The sequence below is a fragment of the Streptomyces sp. NPDC051582 genome, from assembly GCF_040681715.1.
In the GTDB taxonomy this organism is placed as follows: Bacteria; Actinomycetota; Actinomycetes; order Streptomycetales; family Streptomycetaceae; genus Streptomyces.
In genome coordinates, this window is record NZ_JBFAZJ010000023.1 from 130,163 (window position 1) to 145,983 (window position 15,821).

The 15,821-nt window shown below is 70.3% G+C and carries 7 protein-coding genes; 6 read left to right on the forward strand and 1 reads right to left on the reverse strand.

The window, feature by feature from the left end; translation table 11 throughout:
- Positions 1–251 precede the first annotated feature (251 nt).
- The 6 genes from AB0M92_RS27270 to AB0M92_RS27295 are packed head-to-tail and all read left to right on the forward strand — an operon-like array spanning position 252 to position 13,320.
- On the forward strand, positions 252–2,300 hold the full coding sequence (locus tag AB0M92_RS27270; protein ID WP_366104936.1) for a hypothetical protein: 2,049 nt from the start codon (positions 252–254) through the stop codon (positions 2,298–2,300).
- Positions 2,297–3,277 carry a hypothetical protein gene (locus tag AB0M92_RS27275; protein ID WP_366104937.1) on the forward strand — a complete coding sequence of 327 codons (981 nt, stop codon included), beginning with the start codon at positions 2,297–2,299 and terminating at the stop codon, positions 3,275–3,277. Before AB0M92_RS27270 ends, AB0M92_RS27275 begins: the two co-directional genes overlap by 4 nt.
- Positions 3,274–8,730 (forward strand): DEAD/DEAH box helicase, encoded by a 5,457-nt coding sequence (locus AB0M92_RS27280; RefSeq protein ID WP_366104938.1) that lies wholly within the window; start codon positions 3,274–3,276, stop codon positions 8,728–8,730. The genes AB0M92_RS27275 and AB0M92_RS27280 overlap by 4 nt, the downstream gene beginning before the upstream one ends.
- Positions 8,730–10,484, forward strand: coding sequence for a hypothetical protein (locus AB0M92_RS27285; protein ID WP_366104939.1), 1,755 nt, complete (start codon positions 8,730–8,732; stop codon positions 10,482–10,484). Before AB0M92_RS27280 ends, AB0M92_RS27285 begins: the two co-directional genes overlap by 1 nt.
- Positions 10,481–11,569: a hypothetical protein gene (locus AB0M92_RS27290; RefSeq protein ID WP_366104940.1), complete on the forward strand. Its 1,089-nt coding sequence runs from the start codon at positions 10,481–10,483 to the stop codon at positions 11,567–11,569. The genes AB0M92_RS27285 and AB0M92_RS27290 overlap by 4 nt, the downstream gene beginning before the upstream one ends.
- A complete protein-coding gene (locus AB0M92_RS27295) occupies positions 11,566–13,320 on the forward strand; it encodes an Hsp70 family protein (RefSeq protein WP_366104941.1) in 1,755 nt (584 codons plus the stop codon). Before AB0M92_RS27290 ends, AB0M92_RS27295 begins: the two co-directional genes overlap by 4 nt.
- Here the strand turns inward: AB0M92_RS27295 and AB0M92_RS27300 are convergent.
- Positions 13,317–15,494, reverse strand: a complete 2,178-nt coding sequence (locus AB0M92_RS27300) for a DEAD/DEAH box helicase (RefSeq protein WP_366104942.1) — start codon at positions 15,492–15,494, stop codon at positions 13,317–13,319. The two genes, AB0M92_RS27295 and AB0M92_RS27300, sit on opposite strands and share 4 nt — an antisense overlap.
- Positions 15,495–15,821: the final 327 nt, after the last annotated feature.

Consider the following 15,821-nt stretch of genomic DNA (forward strand, 5'->3'; position numbering starts at 1 on the left):
TATGGTCATACTGCTTCATGGCAAGCATGAGTACCTCTTGAACGGACGGCGCCACGAGCGTGTCTTTTCGGTTGGTCGGGCGACGGCTCACGACAAAGCCAAGCAGGCGTGCGCACTGGTCGGTACACCACCGCGAACACGCCGACGGATCCCTGTGCCAGGGCGCCGCTGGATTCCCCGCCCGCCCCCCGCCTTTCGCGTGATGCCGTGACGTCCTCTTCAGGCAGTGACAACCTCTCCATGGGAACAGAGTGGATCTCTCCTACCAGGCGTGGCAGCGGGTGCTCGCGGACGAGTTCTTCGGACCGCAGCACGCGGGTCACCCGACCCTGCTCTATATCGACGGCGATGTGGAACAGGAGCTCATGCGCCGCGGCGGTATCGAAGTGCCGCTGGCCGAGTCGGTCGGCCTGGCCATACGGGCGGCAGGACCCGACCCCTACGCCGAGATCGAGAACCACCGGTGGCGTGTGCGCCGCCAGGACCGCGACGGCGTTCCCGCCTTCCTGCCTCTTCTGGCCTGTTCCGTCCTGGCCGCCACGAGAATGGTGCACGACCAGCACCACCGGGCCAGCGCGTACCACGCCCGCTTCTCCGAGTTGCTGACCGGTGACACCGGTCTGCTGCGCAGCTCTAACTACGAGCCGGTTTCCCGGATGTGGCAGGTCCTCGCTTCCTGGCAGCACAGCCAGGGCGGTGCCCGGGGCCTGTGCACGATCCCCTCTCCGCGCGACCTTCCGCCCAACCGCGGCAGGATCGGCTTCGCGCTGTCCCAGGCGCTGCTCAGTGGCAGGGACCGTAGCCAGCTGCCTGACATCTTCACCGCGTTGCGCAACTACAACGGGGATATCTGGCCGCTGCCCGGTGACGCCCTGCTGGGCGCCCTGGAGATCCGTCACTGGGAGCAGCGGTTCTCCTCCGGTTTCCGCCGGGCGGCCGAAGAAGAGGAGTTCCGTCCGCTCATCGCACGGCTGCTCGGCAACTACGCCGCGACGTGGGACGGATCGGCGGAACTCGTTCCAACCGGGCTGCCCCGTGCCGAACTCCTGGTACAGCTCGACGCCGGACGGCTCAGCTGGGTGGCGCGGAGTTCCAGCGCCGATGCCGCCCGTATGGTCCTGCCGGACGACGTCGTGCTCAACCGCCTCGGTGATACCGCCTACTACTCCGTCGGCGGATTGACCGCTCCCGGTGCCAGCGGCCTGAAGGAGGGCGTACGGATCCGTGGGCAGGACCTCATACTCAGCCGCCCGCCCGTTTCGGTGCTCGTGCTCGCACGCAATGACGTGCTGGGCGTCTGGGCCAGCGCGGACGGCTTCATCCCGGGTGAGCAGCACGTGGTGCTCGCTGCGCCCGAAGCCCGCTCGGACGTGCAGCGCCTGCTCGACCGTGCTGCGTCGGCGGGCCGCCGTCAGGAAGGGTCCCAGCTCGCGTGGATGCCGGAGGGCTGGTCCCTGCACCGCCCGGTGCTCTTCGACGATGCCCTGACACTGCGCAAGGCCCTGCACGAGGTCCAGGGCACGGTGGGATCACTGCACCCCAGCCCCCAGTTCAAGCTGCGGTTGGAGGGCGGGCTGCGCCTCGCCCCCGGTCTGGACCCGCAGCTCTTCCTCACGGGGGCCGAACCCTCCGTGGTCATGCCCGACGCCACGGAGGGGGATCTGCTGCTGGACGGCTCGGAGCGCCCTGAGTTCCGGGAGCCCTCCGCACTCGGCCTTCCTGTCCCGCTGGCCGGGCTGGGGCTGATGCCGGGCCAGCACACGATCAGTGCCGAACTCTCCGAAGTCAGCTTCACCACGGCCGAGTCGGCGCCGATTCCCCCGGCCGCGCCCCAAGTGTGCGGCTTCGCGGTCGCGGCGGACGGAGTGGCCGCGGCCTACCCGGCCGTGCTGGCCGGGGCCGCCCCGGCCGTAGTGGGCGCGGACATCACGGCTCAGGACGGTTCCGCCCTACACCGCACAGTGCTATGCCGGCGCGGCTCCGACCAGCGCCTGTTCGCGGCGTCCGACGGCCGGCTGTGGAACATCAGCTGCCCAGAGCCCCCCGCCTGGTGGGCCGAGCGGCTGCCAGGCGTCGCCGACCCGCTCTTCTTCGAGGTGAACCTCTTCGATGTGGACGGCTGGCTGTTGGAACGCCGTGCCGGGCGGTGGCGTGCACAGCCGGTCAGCCCTGGGCTGCCGCAGCCCGGCTCTTCCGCCCGGGCCCGTATCTGGGCCTCGGCCGTACTGACCGCGCAGGAGGCATCGGCGGATCCGCTCTGGACCGCCTACGTACGGGCGGCGAAGGAGCTGGAACGTTGAACACCACGGGGGTCGGCGGCGTACTGCTGCGATGGGCAGCTGAGCGCGGCGGCGGAAGGGCGGCCGAGCTGCGTCAGGGCATCCGCGGAACGGCCCAGTCGTACGGGCTCAGGCTGACAGAATACGCCCACTGGGACTGGCTGCGTACGGCCTCCGCCATGGGCTTCCTCGATCTCGACCTGCGGGTGGACCAGTGGTCCGCCGCCCCGCTGGTCCTCACTCGCCTGCCACACGCGGACGGGCTAGCTCTCATCACGGGTGCACGCTCGGCAGCGGCCAGCGGCCAGCTGCAGCGCGCCGCGGAGGACTGGCTCGAACTCCTCACGGTCCCCGACAAATCGCGCGACGGTGCGGTACCGCTGCCCGACACCCTGCTGGTCCAGTACGACGACCCGGAGCTCCTTCCGGAGACCGCCCAGCGACTCGGCGCCCGCTTCGTCCCCTGTGCGGCGCGGCAGCTCACGGATCTCCTGCCCCGCACCGCAGTCGGCCCGGAGGCCGCGCCGCCGGGCGGCTCCGGGATGAACTCCCTGGAGCAGTACGACATCGGCAAACGGCGCTTCGAACCGGTCGCCGCAGCGCGTGAGGACGGCCTGTACCGCTGGCGGGGTGCCGATAACGCACGCTTGGTGCGGGCCCGCCGGAACGGCGTCTTCTATAGGACGGAGCGGGAGACCGGCGTATATCTGGAGCTCGCCCGCCACCGCGAGAACGCGGTGCGCTGGCGCGCGGAACCGGCTGCTGGCCGGTCCGCCTGCGGATGTCTCTTCGTCGACCGGGGCGCCCCGATGCCGCCGCTGCACCAGAGGGCGGCCGTGCTGTGCACCGGGCTTCCGCCGCAGACCGGAGCCCATGGGGAGACCCTGGCCTACGACAACGTTCCGCGCGTCCTGGCCGAGGCGATCGCCGCCTCGCTGCTGCAGAACCTCGAAGTCCTGCCGCAGCCCGCGGCCGCCGCCACTGGGAGGGCCAAGTGAACGCCGAAGACCGGGACTCCGCAGCCGCAGGCGCAGTCGGCCCCCATGACATCATCGGGACCTTCAACGACCTGCGCCGGGCACTCTTCCGCTACTACGACACGCCCTTCGGTGTGGACGACGCCTCCGTCATGGCGGAGAGGCGAATGCTCCTGGACCGCGACAACGGCACCTGGCGCGAACCCCTGATCGAACTGCGGCCCCAGTACGCGTCCAGCGGGATGAGCGTCGAGGAGTCGTTCGCCGCGGCCGGCACGCACCCGGACGCGGCAGCCTTCTCGCAGTTCGCCCTGCCCGACGGGGTGGACAGCCTGTACCGGCACCAGCACGATGCCCTGGTCGCGGCCTGCCGGGACGGCAAGGACTTCGTCGTTACCGCCGGCACCGGATCCGGCAAGACCGAGGCGTTCCTGCTCCCGGTCCTCGCTGATCTGGTGGCCGAGTCGGCGACGTGGACCGGCACCCGGTCCGAACCGAGCATGTGGTGGCAGGGCGACGGGGGCTACGAACACAGCCGGACCCGGGAGGACGGGCATCCCGCCGCGATGCGGGCCCTGGTCCTGTACCCGACCAACGCCCTGGCGGACGACCAGCTCGTGCGCCTGCGCCGGGCGCTGGACGGTGACGGGTCCCGCAAGTGGCTGGATGACCACCGCAAGGGCCACCGTTTCTACTTCGGCCGCTACACGGGGGCCACACCGGTAGCGGGCAGCAGCGAATCCAAGCCGGGACTGGCCAGGCTGCGCGAATACCTGCGTATTGTGCACCAGCGCCAGGAACGCGCCGACGCGCGGGTCCAGGCCTTCATCCCGCGCCTCGGCGGGGCCGAGATGCACAGCCGCTGGGACATGCAGGCGGCCGCACCGGACATCATGGTCACCAACTACTCCATGCTGAACATCATGCTGCTGCGCCCTCAGGAGAAGGCGCTGTTCAACGCCACCCGCAGATGGCTGGAGAGCACGCCCGGGGCCCGCTTCACGCTGATCCTCGACGAGCTCCACATGTACCGCGGCACCGCCGGGACCGAGGTGGCGTACCTGCTGCGCAACTTGCGTCACCGGCTCGGTCTGGACCACGCTCCGGAGAAGTTCCGCGTCCTGGCCGCTTCCGCATCGCTGGAGGACGGCCGCGACGACGCCTTCCTCGAGGAGTTCTTCGCGCTCCCCCGCTCCCGTCGCGTGATCATCCCGGGTACGGCGCTGCTTCCCAAGCGCGGCAGCACCGATCTGAGCCCGCACGCGTCCGTGCTCGCCGCTGCCGCTGGGCAGGAGCTGTCCCGCGATCAGGCCCGTGGCCTTGCCGATGCCACCGGGCTCGGCGCGGCGATCCCGCACACCCTGTCCCCGGGCGGGGTGCCCCGGGCGCTGTCCACCTCCGCGCTGGCCCGGCAGCTGTTCCCCGGGAGCGCCACACCCGAACAGGGGGAGGCCGCGCTGCACGGCGCCCTGCGCGTCCTGGGCACGGCCGAGGACCCAGACCTGCCGAAGCTCCGCGCGCACCTCTTCTTCCGCAACATCGGCGGGATCTGGGCCTGCTCGGACCCGCAGTGCCCGGAGGTACCGGCGGACGCTGGCCCCGAGCGCCGGGTCGGCCGTCTCTTCGCCGAGCCTTCATCCCGTTGCGGATGCGGGGCGCGGGTGCTGGAACTCCTGTACTGCCAGACCTGCGGCGACCTGATGCTGGGCGGCTACGCCAGCCCGGACGACACCCGGGGCCGGAAGTTCACCGGCGCGCTGCACACCGACTTCCCCGAGCTCGACCTGTTGCCGGACGAGGTCAGCGGCGTGCCCACGGCGGCGAACTACATCGTCTACTGGCCCCGGACGAAGGGGCTGGGACTGGACGACCCCGGCTGGACCGCGGCCCTGTCCAACGGCGGGCCCAGCGTGAGCTTCGAGTTCCGCCGCAGCGAGTACCAGTCGGCCACCGGGCGCCTGAACAACAAGGACGTGAACCACACGGGCTGGTCCTTCCACATCTCCGTCCCCGAGGACAAGGAGACCCGGCAGCCGGTCCTCGATCCGGCACGGCTGCGGCCGTTCCCCACCCGCTGCCCTGCCTGCGGTGACGACTGGGAAATCAGGCGGGACCGGGACGGGCGCCACATCCCCCTGGAATCGTCGGCGAGGCTGCGCAGCGCCCCGGTCCGCCGTATGCGGACCGGTTTCGACAAGATCAACCAGGTGCTGGCTACGGAGGTCCTGGGCCACCTGCCGCCCGGGCAGCGCAAGGCGATCGCCTTCTCCGACAGCCGCGACGACGCCTCGGAGCTCGCCAGCGGCCTGGCCCTGAGGCACTACCAGGACCTTTTGCGCCTGCTCAGCGCCAAGGCGGTCCGGGAGCAGGGCGATCCTTACGCCGACCTCCAGCTGGTGAAGTCCTACTACGCACACGAGACAGTGGACAAGGAAGAGGCACGGGGGGCCATGATCCGGCTGCGCGAGCGCGGGCCGGCTGATTTCGGCAAGCTGAAGGCCATCCTCACCGACGACCTCGATGCCGAACCGGACCTGCTGCCGGAACTCGAAAGCCGTTTCGCCGCGCTGCCGTCCCTCGACACCCTCTCCGGAGATCTGGAGGGCCTGCTGCTCCGGTACGGGACGAACCCGGGCGGCCCTTCCGCCTCCCTCCAGCAGACCTCCACCGGGCAGAACTGGACCGCGCTCTACAACTGGAAGCGGGACCGCGAGTCCGTCGCCGTGACCCAGGCCCATCAGGAGCTGCTGGAGAAGGTGCGCGAGCGGCTGCGGACCGAGTTCCTCTCCAGCCTGTTCTCCAGTGCGGGCCGCGACTTCGAGTCCCTCGGCCTGGGCTGGCTCTGTCTCCAGGACGACCGGTCGCCTGTCGAGGTACCGACCGGGAGCAATGAGGCGGTTGCACGCGCGAGCCTGCGCATCCTCGGCCAGATGCGCCGCTTCCACCGGGTGAGGGCCGCGCTGCAGAACCCTCCGGCCCCGCTGAAGCGCTTCTGGAAGCAGGTGGCTGAACGCGAGGGCACGGATCTGGAGAGCGTCAAGGACCGCGTGCTCGGCGTCTGGAAGGACGCCGTCGTGGAGTACCTGGTCAACCCCGAGAAGGTGGCCCTCCGCACGGGTGGCGGCAGGGTGTGGACCTGCACCAGCTGCCGGCGCCCGCACCTGCACCCCGGCGTGGGCCTGTGCACGAAGTGCTGCACTCCGCTGCCAGCCGGTCAGGAGTTCACCGGAGCCCTCGAGGACGACTACTACGCGTGGAAGGCGGCCCACGGCACGGGCGACTTCGCCCTGCGCACGGCCGAACTCACCGGACAGACCGACCGGCTGGAGGCCCAGCGCCGCCAGAGCGTGTTCCAGGATGTCTTCCTCGGCGAGGACGACGTCCCCGCCGCTGACGGACTCGAACTGCTCTCCGTGACCACGACCATGGAGGCCGGTGTGGACGTCGGCCCCCTCAACACCGTCCTCATGGCGAACATGCCCCCCACCCGCTTCAACTACCAGCAGCGCGTGGGCCGGGCCGGCCGGCGTACGACCCCGGTGGCGATCGCGCTCACGGTCTGCCGCGGGCGCAGCCACGACGAGCACTACTTCGCCCGTCCCGAGGCCATCACCAACGACCCGACCCCGCCGCCCTACCTGGCGCTGGGCATGCCGTCCGTCTTCCGGCGCGTGCTCCTGGGTGAGGTCCTGCGCCAGGCCTTCGAAGCGGTCCCGCAGTCCAGCACCCGGGACGCACCCCCGCTGACCAGTAACGTGCACGGCCAGTTCGGCCTGTCCGCGGACTGGCCTGCGCATCAGGAGATGGTCAGACGCTGGATCCTGGACCACCCGGACCGGATCCAGGCGGCGGCTGCCGCGCTCCAGTCACACACTCCCGAGCCGGTAGCCTCCGCCGACCCGGTCGCCTGCATCGCCGAACTCCTCGAAGAGATCGAAGACGTGGCTGCCAGAAGCGTGGGGCACGCCGAGCTGAGCCAGCGGCTGGCCGAGGCCGGGCTCCTGCCGATGTTCGGTTTCCCTACACGCGCCCGGCTGCTGTTCCGGAGCGTGCCCAAAAAGACCTTCCCCTGGCCGCCGGCTGACTCGGTCAACCGCGACCTGGCAGTGGCCCTCAGCAAGTTCGCGCCCGGCAGCGAAACACCGCAGGACGGGCGGCTGCTGCGGTCCGACGGCGTGGTCGCTCTGTCTCCCGGCGCCCGCAGCGTGTACGCCGCCGAGGAGCCGTTCGGTCCGGAGCAGCTCGTGGCCATGTGCCGCATCTGCGCTCACGTCGATCCGGCTCCCGAAGCCGCGGACAAGGTAGGGGACTGCCCGGCCTGCGGAGCGGAGGGCAAAAACTACCGCCTCGTCCCCTTCCGCGAACCGGCGGGCTTCTCCGCCTCGGGGACTCCCCGGGACTACGACGGCACACGCGACTGGGGAGGCGGCACGACCAGCACCCGCACGGCTGCCGACCTGGAGAGAACCGCACCCCGTGTGGTGCGGACGTCCGACGACTGGCTCGTCGCCCACAGCGGCAGCGGGTACCGGTACATCGTCAACACCAACGGCGGCAAGCTCTTCCGCTTCCGCAAGGGGAAAGCTCCCTGGAAGGGCTACTGGCACCTGGAGAGCCAGTCGGCGGACGCGGACCTGGAGACCGCCCTCGGTGCGACCCAGCACACCGACATGTTCTTCGTCGGCGCGAAGGCCGCAGTGGACGAGGACCGGGGGCTGCGCTTCGACATCTCCAGGTCCGGACAGCCCAGCGGTTTCGCCGACGCCTACCACGGGCGACGGGCGGCCTGGTACTCGCTGGCGGCGCTGCTCCGCCGCGCCGCCGCACCCCACCTCGACGTCCAGCCCGAGGAACTGCTCAGCGGCATCCACGGCTCGGACGCCCCGGTCGCGGCGCCCGTGATGGCGTACCTGGCCGACAGTCTCGACAACGGGGCCGGCTTCAGCACCCACCTCGGGTCGGCCGCACACATCGACGGGTTCCTCGGAGCCGTGGACACCTATCTGAGCCAGCTCGGGGCGGACCGGCGGCACACCGAGAACTGCAGCAGTTCCTGCTACGCCTGCCTGCGCGACTACTCGAACATGCGGCTGCACCCGCTCCTCGACTGGCGCCTCTCACGTGACCTCCTGGACGCGCTGCGCGGACGGGAACTGCAGCTCGACCTAGGCCTGCACGCGGAGCTCCTAAGCGGGTGGGCGAAGGAGGACGCGGCCGTACGGCCGGTCGAAACGCCCAGCGGCTTGGTCTGCCTGCACACGTCCGATTTCAGTGGGGAGCCGGTCGCCGTCGCCGTGAAGCACCCGCTGGAGGCCGCGGCGGAGGAGGTCCAGGCGAAGCGGCTCCAGCAGCTGAGCCGAGACGTGCTGTCCGCGGGGCTCGCCGAGAGGATCGCATTCGTCGACGCGTACTGCCTCGACCGGACCCCCGCCGCAGTGATCGACCAGGTCCGCCGGTTCGCGGAGGACTTCTGATGGGCACCGGGATCAGCCTCAGCCACGGTCCGGATCCGTCTGAGGCCCTGGAGGCCCTGAGGCAGCGCGAGCTCGCGCGCCGCATCGCGCTGCAGGCCGCGCGTGCCCGCGGGGAGCGTCCGGCCGTCATGCGCTCCTCCCCCGCCCGGGCAGCGGAGGGTGCTGCCCAGTCCCCTGCCGCGGGAACGGACGGGGGCGCCCCTGTCCAGGTGCCAGCCGCGGACCTGCTGGTCCCCACAGGGTTCGCCGGCCAGGAGGCCTGGGACCGGGCCCTCATGCTCGCCCGCCGGGTCCTCCCGGCGCCCGCACCCGGGTCGCCGGAACTACGCGAGATGCCGGCGCTCCGGCTGGCGTCGGAGGTGCTTGAGGCTGCCGCACGGCTGGAGCCGTTCGAGGCGGTGACGCTGCTCGTCGAGGCCGCGGACCACGGTTTGCCCGTCGCGGATCCCGTAGCCACAGCGCGGGCCAGGGCCCTGCTGAAGGATGATCCGCTGGCCTTGCCCGGGGAGCCGGATACGTCTTGGCAGGTCTACCAGGACGAACGGCGCGTGCAGGAATTCCAGCTCCCGGCCGGCCGCCAGAAGCCGCTCCTGTCGGTGCTGCCGATCCCGGTGCTCGACGACTTCATCGACGAAGAGTGGATCACCGCCGCCCCGGAGCCGGACGGCTCACCACGGGCGGCCTACCTTCGTGCCCGTCTCGTTCCCGAGGCGCTCAGCGACGCGGAGCTGAGCCTGCTCAACTGGCGCCTGGAGCGGCAGCGGCGGGAGGCTAGGCCCGGCAGTGAGCCCGGACCTGACTGGCCGGACTCCTGGTGCCTGCTGCTGAGACTGCAGCAGGGTGACGCCCAGGCCGTCGACGAGGACTGGCCGGTACTTCCGCGTGCCGTCCGCGGGCTGCTCAACGAGCTGCGGACCGTACGCGAGACCGGCCGGGTCTCCCGTCATCTCGCCGAAGACCAGGCCCTGTGGCCCCTGCTCGAGCGCCTCGCGCCCGAAGCACGCAGTGAGTCCAAGGAGTTCTACGGCTGGCTCGCCGTCCGGAGGCTGCTCCGCGCCCTTCGCCACCTGCACCGGGCGGAGATCCGTGGAGACCAGGAACTCGCCGAGGCGCAGCGGCAGGCGGCCTGGGACCTCACCGGGCACCTCGCATTCGCTTCCCAGGCCGTTCGCTGGGAGGCTCAGAACGCCCGCGCCTACCTGAGTGCAAGGGCGGACCCTGCCGAAGCCGCCCGGTGTCTTGCCCACGACGCGGAGTCGCACCCTCCGAGGCAGCAGGAGCTCGGTGACACGGCCATCAGCCGGCTCCTGGGCAACCGCTCCTTCCTCGAAAGACACCGGCCCTCCGACCGTGACCGGCTGGTGAATCCCTACCTCATCCTGGGTGTTGAGGACGGTTCGACGGAGTGGAAGCGTTCGTGGCGCGCGCTGCGCCGCGAACTCGATGAGTCCGGGTGCGTCCGGATCAACCAGGCCAAGGACGCAATTGAATCCGCCCAGCGCGAAGACAGAGACGCCGAGCGGCTCGTGATACCGCTCGCTCCGCACCGCTGGGCCGCTCCCACCGCGGTGAGCCACAGGCTCGGTCTGCCAGCCGAACCAGTGGAACGCGCGACCGAGCCCCCGTCGGAATCTGACCGGGAGTGGGCGCGAGCGGCCGCGGCCCGCGAAATAATCACCCTGGCGACCAGCCGCCTCCCCCAGGCTGCCGAGCATCCCGTAGCCCCTTGCGATCCAGAGAGCAGTGCACTGTGAACGAGCACTCCGTCCATCCGGAAGGCAGCGGCAAGAAGGCGCGGCGCACCGGCCACCGCGCAGACGGGAGCACCGGCGCACCGAAGCGGCGCAACTCCACCGATGGGCAGATCCGTTCCAGCGGATCCCAGAGGTCCCAGTGGACCGCGGACAGCAGGACACCGCAGATCGCTCCCGGAACGCTGGACGCGGCCAGCCTCCTGGGAGCCGTGACAGACGCCTTGCGTCCGGTACTGGAGCAGCGTCTCTCCGACATGGCTGACAGCCTGGCGGCCGTTCTCGGGGATACACAAGGCCCCGACGCGGCCAACGCGTTGCGTGCGGAGCTGCTCAAGCGTGTTCTCCCGCAGTTCACCGAGGCGGTGCGCGGGGCAGTCGTGGAGAGCATCCGGACCCGGCAGATGCACCTGGCCCAGCTCGCGGTCATCGACCGGACCGCCCACCAGGCAGAGAGCCTGAGGGCTCTGTGTGTCCGGATCGACGGCGAGATCAGCCGGGCCGGACTGGTTCGCGTGACGGAACCGGGAGACCTCTCCCTGTTCAACCTGGTCGACGCCGACGCCCTACGCCAGGGAGCCGACGAACCTCCCGTCTACTCCGTCGTCGCCCCCGCCTATACCGACCGTGAATCGGGCAAGCCAGTGGAACGGGGCTGGCTCAGCGTCGCCTATGAACCCCCGGCCCCGCTCGCGGCCGCCTGCACCCCGGCCCCGGGCCAGAAGCGACGGCAGCACAAGGAACGGGCCGTGAAGGAGAGCCCGTCGCCGGAGCAGCCGTCCGCACAGGTGTCCGTGCAGCCGTCCTCCGGGCGGGCCCCGTACGCCGACGGCACCCCGCCCGACCAGCAGCCTGAGTCCGCACCGGATCCGCGTACCGAAGCAGTACACCTTGACGCTGAGCCCGGGCCCAGCCCCAACCCGAAGGGAGGCTCCGGCCCGGCTGGTGCCATCGAGGCGCCCGCACCGCACGCGGACCCTCCCACAGGCCCCGAAGACTCCCCCGAGCCTGCCGCACCGCCTCGGAAGTCATGGCGGGCGGCCTTGCACGCGTCAGCCAGCAAGCACATGGGAGGGAGCTACCGATGAGCTTCGGCATCGATTTCGGTACGAGCAATTCTGTCGTGGCCCGGTGGAACGGTCACACCGCCGAGGTGGTCCCGATCGACGGCGGCAACCTCCCGGCGCTATGGCGGCAGCCGGAGTTCGACCAGATCTTCCCCTCCGTCGTGTCGGTGCGCGACCTCCAGCGGACGCTCTGCTTCGGGTGGGCCGCCAAGACTGCCACTAACGAACCGCTCGACGCGGTAAAGCGCATGCTGGGCACAAGGTCCGGGGCAGACCGGCCGGACGGATCTGACGAACTGGAGGTGCTCCCCCAATTGGAGGAGCACCACGTGTGGATCGGCGGCGAGGCCTTCCACAGCACGGCCGCGGCCGCCTCGCTGTTCAGTCGCATGCGCGAGGGCGCCGCCGAGCAGCTCCTCGAGCTCACCGAGGCAGTGGTCACGGTGCCGGCGAACGCGACCGGAGGGGCGCGCTACCGAACCCGCGCTGCCGCCGCGCTGAGCGGGATCAAGGTCAAAGCGCTGCTCAATGAGCCGACGGCCGCAGCGATCTCGTACGCCCACGATGTTCCGGTCCCCGGCCGGTTCCTTGTGTTCGACTGGGGCGGAGGGACCATCGACGTCACCGTCCTCGAGTACGCCGACGGTCTCTTCGAAGAGCAGACGTCACGCGGCATCACGGCGCTCGGAGGCCTGGAGTTCGACAGCGAACTCGCCAAGCTCGTGCTGCGCAAGATGGGCAAGGCCCCGGAGTCGCTGACCAAGGCGGAGCGCCGACACTGGCGGAGGCACGTCGAGCTGACCAAGATCGCCCTGTCCCACGTACCGCCGGACGGCCAGATCCTCTTCGAGCCCGGGCCGGGCTCCGGCAGGGCGGCGCGGGCCGTCCCCGTCACGGCGGAGGAGTACGCACAGGCCGTCGCACCTTTGATCGGCCAGGCCATGCAGCCGGTGGAACAGGCCCTGAAGGACCTGAACATCAGCCCTGAGGACATCGACTCCGTCCTTCTGATCGGCGGCACCTCACAGATCCCTCAGGTCCGCCACGCCCTCGGGGCGGTCATGGGTCATGACCGCATCGTCGACCCAGGGCTGTGCCGCCCCATGACCGCGGTGGCCCGCGGCGCAGCCATCTACGCGGCCTCGCTGGACGGCACCCTCGGCGACCAGGACGGCGGCGGTGACTTCTCGCTGGTCACCAGCTACGACCTGGGCACCGCCGTGAGCGCGGGAAAGCAGCGCGGTTTCCGTCAGATCATCCGCCGCAACGCCACTCTCCCCGCCGAGGGTACGTCCACCTTCCAGCCCGACAAGCCGGGTGCCTCCTCCGTGCGCGTCTCCGTCATCGAAGGCGAGTACGGGCACGCCGCCGACAGTGACCGGGCGTTCCCGCTGGCCACCATCGAGGTGCCCCTGCCCATGGCGGAACACGACCCGACACGCAACCGGATCGAGGTCCGGTTTCGCTACAACGAAAGCGGGATCCTGCGTTTCACTGCCACTCACGCGGCCACCGGCAAGGTGCTGGCAGAACGCGAGATCGACTCCTTCGGCCCGGACGGCACACCGCTCCAAGACGGTCTCCAGGAGCAACTCACACGCCTGCTCGCCCATACAGTGCGGCCCTTCGCCGAGCCCCCGCAGCCTGCTGTGAGCAAGGCCCGGGAGACGGCTGCGCCTTCCGTCGCCCCGGTCCCCGAGCCGGCCGTGGTGGCAGACCCCGCGGTGAGCGTGAACGGTACGGCGCAGCACCTCGCGACCGGCGCCCCCTAGGCCTGGTCCGCTCCAGCGGAGCGGTTCAGGCCCGTCAGGAACGGGCTCGGGGCGCCGCTCCAGCTCACGGACAGTCCTTCGCGCGCCCGGGTGCAGGCCACGAACAGCAAACAGCGCTCGGCGAGCATGTCGGCCGCGTGCTGCACTGGGTCGGCGGCTGCCGGGGTCACCGCTGTCAGTAGCGGCAAGGCGCTCTGGGCCGCCCCCAGGATCGCCACGCAGCGGAACTCCAGGCCCTTCATGGCGTGCATCGTCGCGATCCGCACGCCCGGGGCATCGGGACCGGGGGCGTCCTTTAGCAGCAGCGCCTCGACCCCCGCTGCCCGGAGCCGACTCTGCGCTTTGGCTCCGAGCTGGTGGAAGCGGGTGCACACCGCGATCTCCTCGGCGGATACGTCCATGGCGAGCCACTGGCGCACGCATTCGACGAGCCCGGTGAGTTCAGCCTCTTCGGACAGGTGGCCGAGGACGCCGGGGCGGGCTCCGTGCAGGAGCGACACGTACCCGGCCAGTCCGCCGTCCGTACCGTCCCCCGAAAGGTCCTCAACGGTCTGGCCAGACAGCACTCCCCCGGACCACCACAGGATCTCCTCCGTATTGCGGTAGTTGACGCGCAGCCGGAAGCTGCGCCCCACCACGGCGATGCCGAGCGCGGCGAAGGACACCCGGGAGTCGTAGATCCGCTGGTGGGGATCGCCCGTCAGGAAGACGTCGTCCGGCCCTTCGGGCACCGCGGCCCGCAGCAGACGCCATTGGGCCGGGTGGAGGTCCTGTGCCTCGTCCACGACAAGGTGCCGGTAGAGACCGGGCCCCTGGCTCCGTTCCCGCAGGACGCGGGCTGCCTCGGCACACAAGAGCAGATGTGTGCTGCGCCCCTCCGCGTCGAGCTGCTGGACGAAGTCCGATACCGCCCGCCACACAAGAGGCCGCCTGACCGGGGGCAGCGAGCTGCCCCTGCCGCGCCGGTCAGCGGCGACGTACTCCGCTTCGGTTCGGATGTCCTGAGCAAGGATGACGTGCCGGTATTCCTGCATCAGGAACTCACCGGTCCACGGCAGGCCCAGATGCTTGGCGATCCCCCGCCAGCGCGCCCGCTCGTCGTGGTCGTCGATCGCTGACGGCACACGCCCCGCATGCTCTCGCAGCACCTTGACAGCAAGGGAGTTGACCGTTCCTACCTGCACCTGGGCAAGCGCGGCAGGGTCGTCCAGCAGCACAGCGAGGTTCTCACGCAGGATGCTGGCCAGGGCAGTGGTGTAGGTGGTGAGCAGAACAGGCGGACTGCTGGCCTGCTCCACGGAGGCGAGCAGGTGCTTGACCCGGTGCAGCGCAACGACGGTCTTGCCCGTGCCGGGGCCGCCGGTGACCTGGACGGGGCCGCTGTAGGACTCGCGGTAGGCGATCCGGCGCTGGCTGGGGTGCAGGAAGACACGCCACGCGGCGAACGGCTCCGTCAGCATGCGCTCAAGGTCGTCAGGCCGGGACACGACGACGATCCGGCTCGTGGTGTTGGCGATGGCCGCCGAGACGTTGCGGGGGTCCAGCGGGGCGTCGTCCGCTGGCCGGCGCTGCGAGACTATGAGGGTCCAGACCTCCTCCGGAGTTGCTTCTTCGGCCAGGTACAGCAGGACTTCACACTGATCCTCAGGAAAGACCGGGATGAATGCCTCAAGCTGCGCCCTGTCCGTCAGCGAGCGCACGGCAGGCAGCAGCGCGTCGTCGATGCCCAGGTGGCGCAGAACGGTATCGGAGTGCTCGTCGAACAGCCGGCGCGGGGCCTGCTCTGCCACCTGCTCCAGGAGCGGAACGATTTGCTCGATCGCCTCGACGTTGCGCACCTCCAGCCCCCGGGTGGCCGAGTTCACACTGAACAGACGCTTCGCGGCCCACCCGTAGGCCCTGTCGTGCTGCACCACGTTCACCAGCAGAAAGGTGCTCCCGCCGTCATCAGGTGCGAGCACGACGCCCCGCCAGTAGGCGGTGATGCGGATGGTCCGCATCCGGGGGTCCCTGGCGTTCTCCACGGACTCCAGATGCAGTCCCTTGTCCGCGTGCAGCTCGGCAGCGGTGAGCTTCTGGAACTTGGCCATAGCCTTCCGCACGCCGGCCCGTACGGGCTTCTCCAGTTGCTCATACTCCTCCCAGAAGGAGGCAGAGAGAGCGAGTTGGGGCACTGCACCGTCCTCCGATCGGCCGGGATCCTGGAGGTGATCACCCTACCGACAGCCGAATGGGTTCGCGTGACCGAGTCGGCGACCGGGCACTGGAGCACGGCATCGCCGCCGCGGCCGCAACCGTATTCAAGGACCGTGCGGCCAGGGGCTAACTCGTGTCGATCAAGGCCTGCCTGGCTGATGCGGGGACGCTTCCGCGACTGATCGCCGTATGCCTGCTGCTCTAAGCCTGCTAGTGACCTGGTTCGGAGATCCTGTCGCAGTAGCGGCAGATGCGGTCGAGGATCTGGTCGGCGGTCTTGGTCCACTTGAAGGGCCGGGCATCGT